This is a genomic window from Roseibium alexandrii DFL-11, from assembly GCF_000158095.2.
Classification (GTDB): Bacteria; Pseudomonadota; Alphaproteobacteria; order Rhizobiales; family Stappiaceae; genus Roseibium; species Roseibium alexandrii.
In genome coordinates this window covers 1,147,390-1,162,594 of the sequence record NZ_CM011002.1, presented here as the reverse complement: position 1 = coordinate 1,162,594, position 15,205 = coordinate 1,147,390, and the positions used below count along the sequence as shown (strand labels likewise).

The 15,205-nt window shown below is 56.9% G+C and carries 15 protein-coding genes; all 15 read right to left on the bottom strand.

Going from position 1 to position 15,205, the window contains the following annotated elements; translation table 11 throughout:
• Positions 1 to 53 precede the first annotated feature (53 nt).
• Positions 54 to 356, bottom strand: coding sequence for a hypothetical protein (locus tag SADFL11_RS05400; protein ID WP_008190278.1), 303 nt, complete (start codon positions 354 to 356; stop codon positions 54 to 56).
• Positions 353 to 805, bottom strand: coding sequence for a hypothetical protein (locus tag SADFL11_RS05395; protein ID WP_040450495.1), 453 nt, complete (start codon positions 803 to 805; stop codon positions 353 to 355). Before SADFL11_RS05395 ends, SADFL11_RS05400 begins: the two co-directional genes overlap by 4 nt.
• Positions 805 to 1,875, bottom strand: coding sequence for a major capsid protein (locus tag SADFL11_RS05390; protein ID WP_040450497.1), 1,071 nt, complete (start codon positions 1,873 to 1,875; stop codon positions 805 to 807). Before SADFL11_RS05390 ends, SADFL11_RS05395 begins: the two co-directional genes overlap by 1 nt.
• Positions 1,875 to 2,639, bottom strand: coding sequence for a hypothetical protein (locus SADFL11_RS05385; protein WP_134852915.1), 765 nt, complete (start codon positions 2,637 to 2,639; stop codon positions 1,875 to 1,877). The genes SADFL11_RS05390 and SADFL11_RS05385 overlap by 1 nt, the downstream gene beginning before the upstream one ends.
• 106 nt (positions 2,640 to 2,745) lie before the next feature.
• On the bottom strand, positions 2,746 to 3,030 hold the full coding sequence (locus SADFL11_RS05380) for a hypothetical protein (protein WP_008191156.1): 285 nt from the start codon (positions 3,028 to 3,030) through the stop codon (positions 2,746 to 2,748).
• Between the two features lies 1 nt (position 3,031).
• Positions 3,032 to 4,723, bottom strand: coding sequence for a phage portal protein (locus SADFL11_RS05375; protein ID WP_134852914.1), 1,692 nt, complete (start codon positions 4,721 to 4,723; stop codon positions 3,032 to 3,034).
• Between the two features lie 93 nt (positions 4,724 to 4,816).
• Positions 4,817 to 8,707 (bottom strand): phage tail tape measure protein, encoded by a 3,891-nt coding sequence (locus SADFL11_RS05370; RefSeq protein ID WP_040450503.1) that lies wholly within the window; start codon positions 8,705 to 8,707, stop codon positions 4,817 to 4,819.
• A 196-nt stretch (positions 8,708 to 8,903) separates the two neighbouring features.
• Entirely contained in the window at positions 8,904 to 10,781 is a 1,878-nt protein-coding gene (locus SADFL11_RS05365) for a phage terminase large subunit family protein (protein ID WP_040450505.1), read from the bottom strand.
• Positions 10,774 to 11,316 (bottom strand): terminase small subunit, encoded by a 543-nt coding sequence (locus SADFL11_RS05360; protein ID WP_134852913.1) that lies wholly within the window; start codon positions 11,314 to 11,316, stop codon positions 10,774 to 10,776. The genes SADFL11_RS05365 and SADFL11_RS05360 overlap by 8 nt, the downstream gene beginning before the upstream one ends.
• The gene (locus SADFL11_RS05355; RefSeq protein WP_040450507.1) at positions 11,313 to 12,521 is read right to left on the bottom strand and encodes a hypothetical protein; all 1,209 of its coding nucleotides are present in this window, start codon (positions 12,519 to 12,521) and stop codon (positions 11,313 to 11,315) included. The genes SADFL11_RS05360 and SADFL11_RS05355 overlap by 4 nt, the downstream gene beginning before the upstream one ends.
• A 620-nt stretch (positions 12,522 to 13,141) precedes the next feature.
• Positions 13,142 to 13,705, bottom strand: coding sequence for a hypothetical protein (locus tag SADFL11_RS05350; protein WP_008192620.1), 564 nt, complete (start codon positions 13,703 to 13,705; stop codon positions 13,142 to 13,144).
• Positions 13,702 to 14,298: a hypothetical protein gene (locus SADFL11_RS05345; RefSeq protein ID WP_040450509.1), complete on the bottom strand. Its 597-nt coding sequence runs from the start codon at positions 14,296 to 14,298 to the stop codon at positions 13,702 to 13,704. Before SADFL11_RS05345 ends, SADFL11_RS05350 begins: the two co-directional genes overlap by 4 nt.
• Entirely contained in the window at positions 14,295 to 14,597 is a 303-nt protein-coding gene (locus SADFL11_RS05340; RefSeq protein ID WP_040450511.1) for a hypothetical protein, read from the bottom strand. The genes SADFL11_RS05345 and SADFL11_RS05340 overlap by 4 nt, the downstream gene beginning before the upstream one ends.
• Entirely contained in the window at positions 14,594 to 14,758 is a 165-nt protein-coding gene (locus tag SADFL11_RS25215; RefSeq protein ID WP_008192983.1) for a hypothetical protein, read from the bottom strand. The genes SADFL11_RS05340 and SADFL11_RS25215 overlap by 4 nt, the downstream gene beginning before the upstream one ends.
• Positions 14,758 to 15,183, bottom strand: a complete 426-nt coding sequence (locus SADFL11_RS05335; protein ID WP_040450513.1) for a hypothetical protein — start codon at positions 15,181 to 15,183, stop codon at positions 14,758 to 14,760. The genes SADFL11_RS25215 and SADFL11_RS05335 overlap by 1 nt, the downstream gene beginning before the upstream one ends.
• Positions 15,184 to 15,205: the final 22 nt, after the last annotated feature.

Below are 15,205 nucleotides of genomic sequence, written 5' to 3'. Positions count from 1 at the left end.
CAAGTTTTGCGCTGCTTATGTTTTGGGAGCCGCAGCGCCTTCCGCAGAAGGAATTACTTCACTGTGACGATCAGGCCTTGCGCTTCCAGGGTGCCCTTTTGCGCGGCCGCGTCATCGTGGCCGGACGTGCCATCAGTCAACCTCACAACCTCGCCCGGCGCGATGACATATTGAGAGCCTTCCAGGCGATCTGATCGCCGGTACTCCCTGATCAGTCTTTCACGCAACTTCCGGCGTCCAGGACGCCCTGCGGTGATTGCATCAGCAGCCTCGAGGAATGCCGTCTCGGATTCTTTCCGGAACGCCACCTTCACGGCGCGTTTAGCCGATGCCGGGTTTTCGATCGTCACTGTCATCGCCCCGCCCCGTACTTTGCCTCACGCGCCTGTCGCGCAGCTGCCACCATGTCCGCGCGCCGGTTGTTCTCGGAAGACACAAGCCCGGTGCCTTGCGGATCTGGCCGGACAGCCGGAACCTCGCCGAATAGCTTTTCCATGGCCGCGCGTTGTGCCTTGCCGTTCTCCGCTCTTGGAGCCTGGGCGATCGGTGATGCGCGCAGCATCTCCGCAGCCGTGGAAACATCCATGCCCTTTTGAATGGCAATCTTGGCCAGCTGTTCGCGCCCGGCGTATTCGTCCAGGGCCATGATTGATGCGATCCGGTTGCGCTCGCTTGCGATCGCACCTGCGACAGCGGCCTCGATGGCGTGCTCTTGTTCTGTCATTGCGGCCTCATCGAGCATCCGGTTTGCGGTGCGGGTGCCATATCTGGCCGCCCGCTCCTGTTTCAATTGCTCTTTACTCATCACGCCACCGTCATCACGCCCCAGGAACCCCACCGATGCGGGCCTACCAATGGAGCACTCTGAGAGAGAACCTCCTCGCCGGACGGGTCCCACTGTGAGCGCGACTTGAAGAATTGCTTCACAGCCTCGTAGGAAGCTTCCGTGTCCACGATCTGCCCGAAATACTGGCGTCCGCCCATCTCGCCCGGCGCGCAAACGATCACGGTGTACGGCGGCATATAGTCCTGCCGGGTGCCGGTCTCATCTTCGTATGTGGCGTTGTAAACGAAAATTCTAAATCTGCCGTCCAGGGTGCCAGCCATCCAGCCCGACTGATAGTCCTCGCCCGCCTGAATGCCGAGATCCAGGCTTGTCTGCGCCCAGGCTCCAGATCGGCCAACGTCGAGATCGAGTCTCTCCTTAACATCGGCATGCTCTTTGAACAGCGACCACGCCAGAGGGTCCATAATGATGTCGCGGCAAACAACGCCATAACCGACAGTGCGGACGGTCAACGCCATCTGTTCGATATCGCGGATAGGGCTCGACGTGGTTTGATCCCAGGTCGCAGCGCCCGCCATTGCGATGTTCAAAGCGGACGGCATCATGAAGTCGATCGCGGTTTCCGGGTACTCCTCGCCGACAATGGTGTAACCGCCATTCAAGAGCGTCTGCGCGGCCATCCACTCAATACGGTTATTCAGAGACTCTTTGTGCTGCACGATGTCTTGTGCCAGCAAGATATCAAGACGCTGTGCCGGTGTCAGATCACCACCCCAGGACTCGCCCGGTGTACGGGAAAGTGGCCGCATTTGGTCGACGGTGGTTGTCTGCTTCACATAAGCGGGCTTGAGCGCTTTCGTCACAAAACCCTCGCGAGCCATCGGGCGACCGCGAACGGTTGGCGCCACGAATGGCGCCATGCGGCGGCCCTTCCGGACGATATCCCACTCGATATGCTGCGCGTCGGAATAGACCTCAGTCGGGAATAGCAGGCGAGTCAGGAAGCGAGACGGGACATCTGCCTCCTCGACCATGGCCTCGACATCAGCCTGGGAGTAACGTTGAATATTTGCAGGGTTGCCGCTCATTAGATTGCCACCATTTGTTTAAGCTCAGGGTCCCAGCGCGTCTGCTGCGGTACTTGCAGCGACTCCGCCGTTTGTTCGATCGGCTCGCTTTTCATCATGAAAACGGAAGGGCCATCGAGGTCGATCTCTTGCAGCGCGTCATTGCGCTTTGCAGCGTCGGTGCGGAGCGCTCCATTCCGGAGATCGTATTCAGTGATTGAAAGCCCTTCAGCAGCGGCCTCGAGCTCCTGCTGCGCGCGTTCTTTGATCGCGTCGGCATCAGCACCACCGCGAACCATGCGCGCGGCCTCAGGAGTGACCTGGGCAAGCTCATCGATCACCTTGTCCCGCGCTTCTTGGGCTGCGGCGACAGCGGCCTCATAATCGGCTTGGGCCTGCAGGGCTGCGTCGACATCGGCGGAGATGGTCTCCATGGCCTTTTCGGCATCAGCCTTCCGCTTCGCGGCGGCCTCGACCTCTTGCTCGGCGGCAGCGATCAGATCGGGCATCTCATCCTCGAGCGCCTTGATGACGCGCTTTGCAGCAGCGTGATCGCGCTCAGCCTCATCGAGATTGGCTTTCGCTTGCCGCACGTCCTCTTTTGAGGCTGCTGACAGAATGGCTGCGTTCTCTGTGTCTTCGAGAACCTTCCGCAGATGCTTCACCTCGCGCCCTAATTCAGCGTGCGAGACTTTCTGCTGATCGATAATATCGTGAACGATGTTCTTACGCGCTAATGCGCTCGAGGGGGCATCGGCCCCCAATGCTTGATCTAGGATAGACATCCTAACTCCTGTGTTTTGGTCTTGCTGTTTCCAGCCTTGTTAAAACCTTAAGGGGGGCTGCCCAAAAAGGTAAACCCCAGGGAAAACCTTGGATTCACTCCGGAATCTAACCGCGGAATCTGATCGCCTTCTGTTCAATGCGCCCAGCCTTGCGGAGATCCGGAAGACCGGATTCAGCTCCGCATTGATCCCAGTACATTCCATAGAGCTCGAGGATCTTTTCAGGATCGCCCTGGGCAAACTTCACCCGGCGATATTCCGCGTCCTGCTGTTCGCTGATCGCCCGGCCGGAGGTCAGTTTCATATAGATGTCGTAAAGCCGCTTCAGCTCGACGGAACACTCGTAAGATGATCCGCCGTTTCCAGCGGACCCGTTGTTAAAGCACGGCATCTCAGGACTCCTGATCTTGCTGCTGACGATTGCCCGGCGCGTCATCGCTTTCATCATCGGGGAATTCGTCAATGGTTTCGTTCTTGTTGCTCTCCAAAGAGCGGAGCCCCAGGGCATCGATCGTGTCTTGTTCGCGCTTCTGCTGCAGCAGGGATGCGGAGAGGTCCTCGCCGATACGAGAGCTCGCCGTCTCGAGACTGATCATGCGGTTTTTCACCATGATCTCGAGGCTCTTGGCCATCTTCACGGGGTCCATGCTGAGAGGTGTGCCCATTTTGATCGTGCACGATAAGATCGCGTCACGATGGCTCCAGAAGTCGACCTCGGAAGGGAGGAGATCCATACCCTCCTCGGTCATCAGGAACGTCTCGACAAACAGTGCATAGATCTCGCGAATGAAGGGAACCAGGACACGCGCGGCCATGCTTGCGGTGGATGCCTGCTGAAGGGCGAGGCTTAAGGTCCCGCCCGAGTAGCTCGTTTTTGAGAAGTCCCCCGACACCGCGTCTAGGTTGAGACCCATAGATCTTGCAACCTCTTTGATTGCAACGTCCACGAACGGGGAAAAGTCGCTTGAGATGTCCGCATTCAGGAACTCGACCTCCTGCCCCGGCAACAGCTGCAAGGCTGCTGGCGAGTTTGGACCGCCTACCATGTTTTGAAGCCCGGTCTTGCGGCCTTTCAGGTATGTTGCATCTCGCACTTGAACCGCGCGAACATGGTCATGCAACCCGCCCAGCGGATCTTCAGAAGATGATGCGGAGACGTAGCCGCCACCATCTGTTGGAGTATCAGGTTCAAACACCTGTCCAAGCGCAGCCTGCACCTCCTCCGTGGTCAGCTTCGACTTGAATGCGAGCATGTAGCCGGACTGAAGTGCAGCGGAGCGCCGGGCGGACTCGGACAAATCCATTTGTTGCTTGACCGCGTTGATGGCAGGACTTAGCGGACTAATGCCGCGCGATTGTTCACATCCTACTGGATCGAAATGATGCAAAACGAGCTTGCGACCGGTGGATGATTTCGGCGGGGTCCGGACGTATTCAACCTTCTGCGCAAGGGAGTCGCGCGGATTGCTATTCGCGATATGGTAGAACTTCACCTCGCCGGTTTGCTCATCGTGCTCGATGCCATCCCGGATGTCTTGCTTGTTCTGCGCGGTCGGGGATGTCTTGATGCGAGCTGGGTCTATTAGCATAATCGCCGTGCTGTTCTTCAGCTGCTGCTTCTTGTCGATCTTGCTGAGAGCGGCAATTTCCCCATTCACGAGAAAGCTTCGATAGGCCTGCCAGAGGAACGCCAGGAAGTTGTGCTTCCGCGAACTGTCGACATAATTCTGATCGCTTGAAATGTAGCTTTGCCACTCGAGCTCGACGCGATCTGAGAACGTCTCCGCCCATTCTTCCGTCGCACCCGGGATAAGGCGCCAATTTGGGGTAGACTGCACCCGTGGAGCCTTGCTGCCGATCGCCAGCACGCAAATAAGATCGATCGCCCCGGCCAGGAATGGCGCGGTCTGGGCGAGCTGTTTAAGTCGGGCTTCTGTGTACGGTCGAGCCCCGATGATGTCACCATCAGTTGAGCGGAGCGGCGGAGCCCAATATTCGCCCTCTGACATCTGGCGAATGCGGTCATTGTACGGTGTATGATAGCCGGACCCTTGATGGCGCGGCGAGCTGATTGTGGAAGTCATTTGATATCCTGTGATTTCGGTCTGCAACTATGATCCCCCGCACGGCCAAAAACTGTCCATAGATGCGGGGGACTCTTGAATCAGCGCGTCGACTTAGAGATGCGGACCACTCTGCCCGTTGCTCGATACGACAGAGCGTTGCGGAGATCCTGGGGCATTGGATGCCGGAACCCTTGCAAGTGCTCCTCGCAGCGTTGCGCTGATCTGCGCGCCCAGGTTGGCGGTGTTCGCTGCCGTCTGCCCGGTGTTGGTGGCTGTTTGGCGAGATGATCCGTCGATCGAGTCCAACCGTGTCTGCAGGCCGGTCATCCTGCCGTCCAGGTTGTTAATCGCGGCAACCACTGCAGCGCTATCCTGCCGATCGAGCGGAACTGACATAAAGCCGCTTGGTTCCGGCCGGAAGTCGGTCTCAGTGCCGATCGCGTCCACGGGATCAACATACGGCGCAAGGGCTGTGTTTCCGGAGACTTGGGGCATCTTCGGCATCTCGACCGGAGACCACCACGGCGCCGCATTGTCATTCGCGGGCATTGCGGGGAAGTCCGGAACCGCAAATTCAGCGCTTACGCCCGGCATCTTAGGCATCTCAGGCCACTCGACAGGGGCAAGTTTGCCGGTCTCGATGCCGTTCTCTTTTGCCCATTTCTGCAGCTCGATGATCTCGGCAGATTGTGCAGGAGCTTTGATCTGTTCCTTGCCGAAAATCTTCTCCTGAACCGCATTGTTCATGACAACCGGATCAAACGAACTACCCTCGAAAGGCTTCCAGGTCAGGATACTTGAGAGCCACTCCGGAGCGTTCTCCTTGATCCAGGCATCACCCTTCTGTGTGATCTGCGGGCTTGTCAGCAAGGCGATCCCGCCCGTCACCGCAGCGATCAGGCCGGTAAGAGGAGTCATCAGTCCTGCGAGAGCCACACCGGCGCGGACAGCCCAGCCACTCAGCGTCGAGAGACCAATGCGGAGGATTGCGACCGCAGCCTTGAACGCGCCGCCGATCTTGCCTAGGAGGCCGCCAAACCACTTTGCCATGCTGGCGAGGTATCCGAACGCCGCTTTCAGCAGATCCGCAAAGTGAGAGAAGATCCCGCCCTTGCCGGTCTTTGGTGCGCTTCCGGAACCCTTCCCGGTGCCACCTTTCTTCTTGGTGTCGGCATCGCCTGCACCAGGGAGATCGAATGCCCAGCCCATTTTGCTTTTTGCGAGGTCGACGGCGCCCTTGTAGATGCCGACAGTCGCAGCTGCAGCCTTCCAGGCCTTACTAATCGCCCAGATGCCAGCCAAAATGACGCCAGCCCATCCAGCCGCACCCAGCTCGCCCAGACCGTCGACCAGGGACGCAAACAACCCTTTGCCATCAGCTCGAGCCTGCCGGAACCGATCGAGTGCGTCTGCAAGTTGATTGATGGCAGCAGCAACCGTCTCCAGAACCGTTGCGGCGGCGGAGAGCATGGAGTCGGTGATCGATGTTCCAAGACTCGCAAGTTGCTCACCCAGTGACGCCATCTCATCGCCATTGGCGTTGATGCGCTTCTTGGTGAAAACGCCGATCATCTTGTCGAACGCGCTACCGACGCCTTCAACAGCATCCCGGAAGATTTCAAAGCTTGGTAGCTGTTCGTCCAGCCACCTAACGACGGGTGAGTCCTCGAACAGTGCCCAGACTTCGGACATCAGGGTTTTCAGGGTGTCATAACCAACCCGGAAGCCATCGGCCCAGGTTGCGGACCCGTCCTTGATGCCCTTCATCCAACCGGTGAAACGGTCATTAAATGTCGCCAGTGTCGCATCAAAAACGCCCAGCAGATTGTTTCCAGCGTTTCTTGCCGTATCACTCAGCCAGCCCAGGAAATTGCTCTCTGTGCCGTCCCCTTTGAACAGATCGGAGAATGCATCGCTAACGCTCTTGAATGTCTCGCTAACTGTCTTCCGGAACCCGGCCAGTGCCGGGAATGTTTCCTCAAGACCGTTCAACACGCCGGAGAACGCCCAACGCATCAGCGGCGCGGACTCTTCAAACCCTTTCGTGATATCCGCCCAGGCATCCTTGAGGGATTGCCACGCGCCGGAGAAGTCACCCTGGGTCAGCCGGTTGATCGCTACAAGGCCATCAGTAGCCGCATCAGCGAGCGCCGGACCCATGCGCCGGGACAATTCCGGGAAGACATCGGCGAGCGCGGCAACACCTACGGCAGCAGCTGCGAAGCCGGTTCCCAGGATGCCAAATTTCAGAAGTTTCATTGCGCCGCCGACTGCGGCGAGTGCTCCGCGTAGTGGCAGCAGTGCAGCCTTGCTGGCGATCGACGCTGCGGTGATGCCTTTCAAAGACTTTGCGAAAGCTTTGGCCTTGCGGGTGGAGGTCGGCAGAGCGGCGGCCATTGCGCCAAACCCGCCTGCGAGCTTCATCACTCCGGCTTGTACGGGGGCAAGTGCCAAATTGGAAAGTGCAGCAACTGGGCGGAGTGCGGTGCCCAGGCCGGACGCTGCGAGGCTGAGAGCCATGAGTCCAGGCGCCAACAGGGTCAAACCTGTGAGAGCCTTCAGAGCGCCGCGTGCGGCTTCCGGGTTTTCGCGCAGTGCGTCGGTGATCGAAAAGATCGTGTCCGCGATGCCCTTAAACGCGTTCTTGAATGTCTCGCCATCCTGTCCGCCCAGCGTCTGGAAGAACTCTTTGAACGCGTTCCCCATGCGCTGCTGCGCGTTGATTATGGTGTCGAGGTTTGAGTCGTATACGGACCCAAGAAAACCTGCGCGCTTTTTCATGATGGCGCGCTCGCGCTCTTCCAGGGAATCCAGTTGATCCAGGAATTTTTGGCCTGCACTTAACGTTTCAAGACCAAAGATCTCGCGCATAATCGTCGCGTCAACTTGGCCGGTCTCTTTAAACTTGCTGCGGATCTGATCAATAAGCTTGAGCGGATCGATATTGCCATCGGTCAGCTCGATTGAACCCTTGAAAGAATCCTCCAGCTGTTGCCGCATCTCATTACTGAGGTTTCGGCCATCGGCGGCCATGTCCACAGCCACGTCAACCCGCTGCTGCACTGACATCGTGTCATCGAGAAGCGTCTTGCGGATATCTGCGCGCAGCTTGTCCTCGCCCTCGATGCCGACAAGCTCCAGAGCGGTTTTGATCTTGCCAGACTGGATTTTTGAGATTTTCTGATAGACCTGATCGAAGTTGACTCCGATGCCTTCAAGCTGCTTCCGGAGCTTGGGTGTCGGAGCGGTCAATTTGATCAGCGCTGATTTCAGGCTGTTGCCCGCCTCAGCCCCGAACAGGCCAGCATCGGCAAACCCGGCAATCATGGTGGTTAGCTGCTCGATCGGCACGCCCGCGATCTGCGCGGCCGGTCCCGCCGATTTCATCGCCTCGAAAAATTGATTGCCGTTCATCGCGGACGAACCGACGGCTGCAGCAAAAAGCTCCATGGTGCCCGTCATTTGGTCTCGGGCAATTCCAAACCCAGCCATGACATCGGTCATCTTGTCCGCAAGTGGGCTTATATCGAGTCCTAGAGCAACGCTACCCTTAACGAGATCCGGCATCCCAGCCAGTATGTCGTCTGCAGACCATCCCGATTTTGTAAGCTCAAATTGTGCGGTGGCGATCTGCGGAGCGGTGACAGCGCCGGTCCTGGCCAGCTTGCGGCCTTGCTCCTGCAGTGCTTTCAGGTTCTCCGCGCTTTCGCCGGAGAACGCTGCGATATTGGCGTATGACTTCTCAAGATCGCCTAATTGGGTGACGGTCTGATTGAGACCAATCGCAGCCGGGATGCTTATCGTGCTCGCAACGGCGGCCGCACCTGCGAGCCGATCGCCCATATTCGAGAATGAGGTAGACAGGCGGCGAGCGCCGGTGCGCATTGCGCCCATTTTGGCATCAAGGCGCCGCAGTGCGTTCTCGGCAGCGACAAATCCAGTCGCGGAGAATTTGGAGCCCAGTTTGATCCAGGCCGTGAAACTTTTCTGACTTTCAGACATTGGTTTTTCCACATGGTTGGTCGTTAGTAAGATTTTACTTGACTTCACATGGAAATGGCTATAAAGGCCGGCGCCGCGGACTCAGGCAAAAAAAAATCCCCCGATCTCTCTCGAGACCAGGGGACGGGCGACCAAACCCCAGGAACAACACCAACAATCTAAGTGCTGATTAGCACAGTACCTGCGCGACGTGACTTTAATCAAGATCGCTGAAGTCGTATGATTTCCGCTTGGTTTTCTGCTGTTTCTGGTGCTTCGCGGTCAATTTGTCCCGCAAATGCTCCCAATTTGGTGCGAGAGCCTCTCGCGCTGATAGCGCATACACCACGCAATCCATGCCCTCTGATCGGACGCCTTGCCGTGGCTTCCAGAATTCCTTCAGCTGACCACCTTTCAGCGCAACCATGCGCACCTCTGCGAGGAACTGCTGAAATAGCGTATCGTCTTCCCTGGGGAGTCCAGGTCCGGAGAAATGAACATAGCCGGGCTCATTCGGATCTGAAATTGTGAGACGGTGAACCCAGGTTTCCTTCCCGGTGTCGGACCCGACGATATACAGTTTCGCGCCTTGGGTGTTTGTGGCCTTGCTATCAGACCAGAGGGGACGCTGACCGGATGCACCTTTGATTGCGTAGATGTTGCGGCCTTGCTTGCCAGCGCAATAGCGATAGACGTGAGACGTGAACGCGCCGGAATCAATGCAGGTCGCAGCCACGCCGATCTTGTGGCCTAAAGGATGCTGGTAGGTGTTCTTTAACTCAGCGTCCAGTGCAGGCCAGAGTCCCCCGGTCGGGTCTCCATAAACCTTCTTGTGCCCCAGGATGTAGATCGGCCCCTCTTGGCTCCAGCCGATGTATATGATCTCCGCGCGATCGGCTTGCACGTCAACGCCTGCGGTGATCAGGAGGACGGACTCCGGGATAGCGTCGAGTGAGAAGTCGCCGGAGCGCTTCATAAGGTCCTCGGCGGATAACTTCGTAGTGGAGTCACTCCATATCTGCCCGAGCACGGTGTTTTTGAAGGTCATGAGACGTTCAATGCTTGCGCGCTTCTCGGCAAATTCAGAGATCAGGATCGTCCAGGACGCTTCCGGGAAAGGGCTCAGCAGAGTCGAAACGTGAAAACCCGCGTGATCCTCGACCTCGGGGTTTTGCGCAACCCAGCGACCGCTCTCGACCATCTGGGCCTTGTGCCGTTCTGAGATTCGCTCCTTACAGCAGGCGCACTCCATGACGGTGTGCCGGTGTGTCAAGCTATCGTAATAACCCTTGGTCACCAGATCTGCGCGCTTGAATAACTCCTCGCCGGTCTCTTTGTCATGCCCTACCAGGTAAAGGCTCTCAAACTCGATCGTTTGCTCGCCCTGGCAATGCGGGCAAGGGACGAAATAATGACGCTGATCAGATCTCAACCACCGGGCATAGATCTCTGAAACGTCCTCGCGTGTGGGTGTGCTTCCCGCTATGACCTTCTTTCTGAGAGAGTTGCGGGTGCGGGCTTCCGCAAGGTCTGCAGCGGAGCCTTCGGAGGTCACTTCGTACCCATCTAGCTCATCTAGCATGAGAATGTCGACATCGTGCCTGCGGAGGCTGCGAGGCGAGTTGGCAGCCAAAATTTTGAGTGACGCACCATTTCCGAGTACCTTGTGAGTTAAGCTATCGCGGGTTGCAGTAGTGGCAAGGAGCTTTGCGGTCTCAGGACAGTTTGCAAACGCCGGATCGATCAAGTCCGCGCCGACGCCATTACAGTCATCGCCGGTCTTCTGCAGTAGAGCCACTTCCAAGGGGTCTACGCTGGCATAGTAGACGGCGGCAATCGACATCATCATCGTCATGCCGGTTCTTGCAGCCTTGAGGAATGTGACGTTCTTCGTGGACCTATCGCCCATCACGCGGAGGATCTCGCGCTGGTAGCCAATGGGCTTGAACACGCCATCTTTAGCATGCGCGAAGTATTTCTCAGCCCATTCATCCATGGGGAGTCTGGGCGGTGGACGCCAAAAGCTCAGAGCGTCTTCAGTAAGAATCTCGGCCGCACCCTCATCGGCATCAAACGGGGAGGCATAGTTATTCATCGGTCGAGCCATCCTTCAGCACGCGTTCGACGGCAATCTCGCCACCTGAAGCCAAATGCTCCAGAGTGCTGTGCACCTCGTTATCGATAATCTCAATCTGCTCATCTGTGAGCGACGGCATCTGCTTCCTAAGTCGCGAACCCAGCCCCAGGAGTCTTGACCGGCTTGTCGCCATTACGCGCGCCCAGGCGGACAGGATAAGGTTGCGGCTGATCACCTCTTTGCGGGCTTCAGCGGCCTTTATCTCAGCGAGGTTCGCCTTGTGATACGTCTCTCGAGCACGCTCAGACACAAGGTCATATTCGCCACCGCCTGATCTTCCGGCCGCTTGCTCTCGCATCCGCAGCGCATAGGCTTGGATTGTGTTTTGGACGTTGTACGGGAGATCACTCTCATTCTCCTCGCGGGTCAAAATGCCCTTCTGCGTCAGCTTCGCAAGGTTCTGTTTCGACATCCCCAAGATGTCTGCCATCTGCGATGCTGTGGCATACATTGTGCTAAAACCCGGAGCGAGCCGTTTTACCTTGCCCGTCATTGTGCGGGCTCCGGAGTGGCGTTTTCCATCAGGATTTCAGCGCACTTGATAATTTCCTCCAGGGACATTAGGCGCATTTCGGTATTCCCGTCGGGTGTCATGCGGTTGCCGTCCACAGTGAACTCGATCGGCTCGCCGATCGTCTTGAGAATTGTCTCGACGGTGCCAGGGTTTTTGCACGGCACTTGCAGCATTTCGGAGGTCTCGCCTTCACCCAGGTCAAAAATGACAGGTTCTCCGGAGAAAAACTCAGGGAGGTGTGTCTTAAGGCTGCGCAGGACATCTGTACGCCGCACGCGCGTGCCTTGACCTTTGCCAACTTTTACGATGTAGTTTGCGCAAGCGGTTGCAGCCAGTATATGGGTGTAAGCGTGGGTTGATTGAGACACCTTACTGATCATGTGCTCGCAGATACGATTCATGAACTCAGGCCCTCGACTAAGTGCCGCGTTGTATGCAGAGTTGTCAGCCCTTTCAAATGCCTTGCGTGAGTCATAGAGACCGGCAATCTCGGCAAGACTCTCATCGGTAAGGCTTCTTGGCGGCTGCCTCATGTGCTCGCAGATTTTATTGAGGAACTCAGGACCGCGCTTCTGCGCCGACTTATATGCGCCGCCATCCTCCTCTGCGAACTCCATTCGCGAGTCGTAATGACTAGCAATCTCGGCAAGACTCTCATCGGTGTGGGTGCGGTGAACGGGTTCCATGTGCGCACAGATGCGGTCCATGAACTCGGGACCGCGCTTGCGGGCGGCTTGGTACGCGCCGTAGTCAGCTCGCTCAAAAGACTTGCGAGTCATGTGGAGCATAGCGGCGGCGGCGAGACTCTCGTCAGTGTGGGTGCGCCGCCTTTTGTGCATGTGCGCACAAATGGCATCAAGGAATTCAGGACCACGTGCGCGCGCTGATTGATATGCGCCCGCATCCTTTGCTGCAAACTCGCTTTTCGAGTCATGCTGAAGCGCAATCTTCGCAAGACTCTCATCGGTATGACTGCGGAGCTTTGGCTCCATGTGCGCGCAGATGCGATTTAAGAACTCCTGGCCGCGCCTGCGGGCTGCGGCGTATGCACTTTCATCAGCTTTCTTGAGTGCACCGCGCGAGTCGTAACAACTGGCAATCTCGGCAAGAATCTCATCGGTATACTTGCGATACCTCTTTTTTAGTTTTTGGGGAGATGTTGCACTTTCAGCCGTGCCCGGCATACATTCTAAGGACATCTTCGGAACCTCTATTTCCGTGGGTGCTCGAACCCGGTATGCGCCGCCAGCGCTGCCGGGTTTTTTCTTGTTCTGAAATTAGAGCTCACAGCGCCTTAATTTGGCAAATCAGCGTCAACCCCCTCGAGATTCCAAATGGCGATTTTCTCTCATCGTAAAAATACGATTGATTAATGGAATCAATGCCTCGCTATGCATTTAATAGCGCCAACACCCCTCAAAAAATCGTCCAACAATGAGAATCGGCAAGTTGGCCACCCGTATCAGAGCCGCTTTCTCGTTCTGAGGACCCGTTTGTTTTCAATAACTTAGCTTATATCGTGCGCGATCAATCCACCTACCTACCGTTTTTGTATCATTTTGGGACACGAGATCGATCGGGGGTAGATAAGGGGTAATCCATAACAAATACTTATGGATCGAGCTGAGATTCCTGCTGCGATCAGGTGTGACTCACTGTCGAGTCTTGCGTCAATGAACACACTCGAACCATGTTCCAGGTAAAAGAAAAGCGGCCAGCTTGTGGAAGCTAACCGCTCTTGAGAACGCTAACGTTCATGAGATTTTGAGGGTGTGCCCTGGGGGCTCAAATTGCATGCCGGACATCAGCCGCGCGTGAACATGCGATCAACGGCACTGAACACCTTGTCCCGCATAATGTCGACCGTGGGTTCTGCTACGCTTGGATCAAGGGCAGCTCGAGAGAGAGGTTTGGAGTGATAGGACTCGCCGATAGAGCCGGAGCCCTCGCGCTCCGCCATGAATAGACCGCCATTGGCGCCATTGCGGATGAATGCAGCCTCGCGTGTGAAGATCTTGCGCCTGCCATAGTGGTCAACCGTAACACCGCTTCCACGATAGTCCGCAGTCGGGCTTTTCTTGCCCACGGCATAGCGGGCAAGACTCCGGTTCGTGCGGTCAATGAATGTCAGGGTGGCTTCGTTTCCAGCCACCTTGCGTTTTGCCTTCTGCCGGAACTCTTTGGCAATGCTGCCCCGGCTTCCGACTTTGCCCTTGGAATTTGTGACCTCGACGGCTTCCCGTATCGCAAAGCGCTGGGCATCGCGGGCTCCAGTGCGGAGCCCTCTGTCGACAGCCTTGTTCGTATCCTTTGACGTGCTCCGGAGATCATTCAAAAGCTTGTCAAAGTCAGTGCGGATCTCGATCACTGCTGCAGCCCTGTCATGTCCGCATTCAATTGCTCGCCATTGCGATCAGTTGTGAACCCGATCGTTTCAAGCGGTCCAAACACGGCAGCATAATCCTTGCAGTCAGGTGTGATCAGGAGGACGTACTCCAGGCATCGCATAGCCTTTCGGTTGTTTGATGCCGATGATGCCATCCTGAAGCTTTTGGCCTCCAGGGTGCGGGCATAGAGTTTTTTGAAGCGCTTGGCGTGGACGTTCTGCGAGTGATCGAAGAGAAGATCCTCGACCTCCTGCTGCAACTGATCGAGCTTGGCCTCAAGCTCCGCCGTGGTCTCAGTTGCCGCACTGGCATTCGTCACGCCAATTTCGATCACAAGGCTTTGCAGGACCGGCCAGGGGTACTGTCCGCCCAGGCCAGAGGCCTCCAGGTACGCTGCAGCCTCATCGGTGTATACCAGGATGAATGGCGCATCCTGATCGCTCTCATGGTGCTGCAGGGCATCCTGGCGACTGTCAAAGACGTTCTCACCGGCGATAGTAGGCCACGGCGCCCGGCCCAGGTTTGAGAGCGTGGCCACAGCTGCGCGGCGGAGATCTGTACGCTTGAGACTCATTGCGCAGCCTCCGCAGTAACGGCGGCCAGCTCGATGCCAGATGCCTCATGGATCGCTTGCAGTGTGGCGTTGTCGCCTGCCTCAATTGAGGATTGAAGCTGCTCAAGAACTGCGACCATGGCTCCGATGCCCCCGATCGCCAGATCCTTATGCTGGGGCATTTGACCTATCGCGCACATATGCTGAATCAGTGCTGTTGCGTTCTCCGCGTATGTGACCTCATCGAGCGCACTATCTCGCGTCTCAAGTGCTTTCCGGTGCGCTTGCGCGTCCGCGAAAGAAAGAATGTTGTTCGTCATTTGGATTCCTTGTCGGTGTCGGTGTCGGCCCCGGTCATCGTAATTGCCGGGAGTGTGAGATCGCCGATCGGGCTTTCCTGGGCGGCATCGCGGCCAAGCTTGCCAAGGTCTGCCAAAGTTACCCTGGGAGCGGCCTTGCGGCCGAATGGATTGAGGTTCATCAGTGATACTCCAGCGGGTGCGTTTCAATTTCGATCTGTGATGTCGTATCGATCACGCCCAGAGCCTCCTCGACCATTTTGCAGGACTCGAAGTAGGCGGCATTTGCGTGCCGGATACTCGACAGATCAGACTCCGCCAGATTGTCAGCAGCTCGGGCGATGGCCTCAAAATATTGACGCGCTTCGTGCGCGAATCCGCGTGTTGCCATGTGGATTCCGATCTCAAACATTTGTTCGTGATGAAAACTTTCGCTGCCAACCCTGCACAGGTACATCAGCGCTGCGCGCCACTCGGTAAATTCAACGACTGACCAGTCTTCCAGGTCTTCGAGTGCGGCTTTTACTTCCTTGGCTTTATAGACGTTGGACTTGTTGCCCTTGCCAAGCAGGAGACCGAACGTCTCCTTGCAAATTGGTACTCTCACGGTTAATCACGCTTTCTCTCCT

Excerpts from the sequence above, each read along its gene's own strand:
- SADFL11_RS05400 (WP_008190278.1), bottom strand. The coding sequence starts at position 356 with ATGACAGTGACGATCGAAAACCCGGCATCGGCTAAACGCGCCGTGAAG.
- SADFL11_RS05395 (WP_040450495.1), bottom strand. The coding sequence starts at position 805 with ATGAGTAAAGAGCAATTGAAACAGGAGCGGGCGGCCAGATATGGCACC.
- SADFL11_RS05390 (WP_040450497.1), bottom strand. The coding sequence starts at position 1,875 with ATGAGCGGCAACCCTGCAAATATTCAACGTTACTCCCAGGCTGATGTC.
- SADFL11_RS05385 (WP_134852915.1), bottom strand. The coding sequence starts at position 2,639 with ATGTCTATCCTAGATCAAGCATTGGGGGCCGATGCCCCCTCGAGCGCA.
- SADFL11_RS05380 (WP_008191156.1), bottom strand. The coding sequence starts at position 3,030 with ATGCCGTGCTTTAACAACGGGTCCGCTGGAAACGGCGGATCATCTTAC.
- SADFL11_RS05375 (WP_134852914.1), bottom strand. The coding sequence starts at position 4,723 with ATGACTTCCACAATCAGCTCGCCGCGCCATCAAGGGTCCGGCTATCAT.
- SADFL11_RS05370 (WP_040450503.1), bottom strand. The coding sequence starts at position 8,707 with ATGTCTGAAAGTCAGAAAAGTTTCACGGCCTGGATCAAACTGGGCTCC.
- SADFL11_RS05365 (WP_040450505.1), bottom strand. The coding sequence starts at position 10,781 with ATGAATAACTATGCCTCCCCGTTTGATGCCGATGAGGGTGCGGCCGAG.
- SADFL11_RS05360 (WP_134852913.1), bottom strand. The coding sequence starts at position 11,316 with ATGACGGGCAAGGTAAAACGGCTCGCTCCGGGTTTTAGCACAATGTAT.
- SADFL11_RS05355 (WP_040450507.1), bottom strand. The coding sequence starts at position 12,521 with ATGCCGGGCACGGCTGAAAGTGCAACATCTCCCCAAAAACTAAAAAAG.
- SADFL11_RS05345 (WP_040450509.1), bottom strand. The coding sequence starts at position 14,298 with ATGAGTCTCAAGCGTACAGATCTCCGCCGCGCAGCTGTGGCCACGCTC.
- SADFL11_RS05340 (WP_040450511.1), bottom strand. The coding sequence starts at position 14,597 with ATGACGAACAACATTCTTTCTTTCGCGGACGCGCAAGCGCACCGGAAA.
- SADFL11_RS25215 (WP_008192983.1), bottom strand. The coding sequence starts at position 14,758 with ATGAACCTCAATCCATTCGGCCGCAAGGCCGCTCCCAGGGTAACTTTG.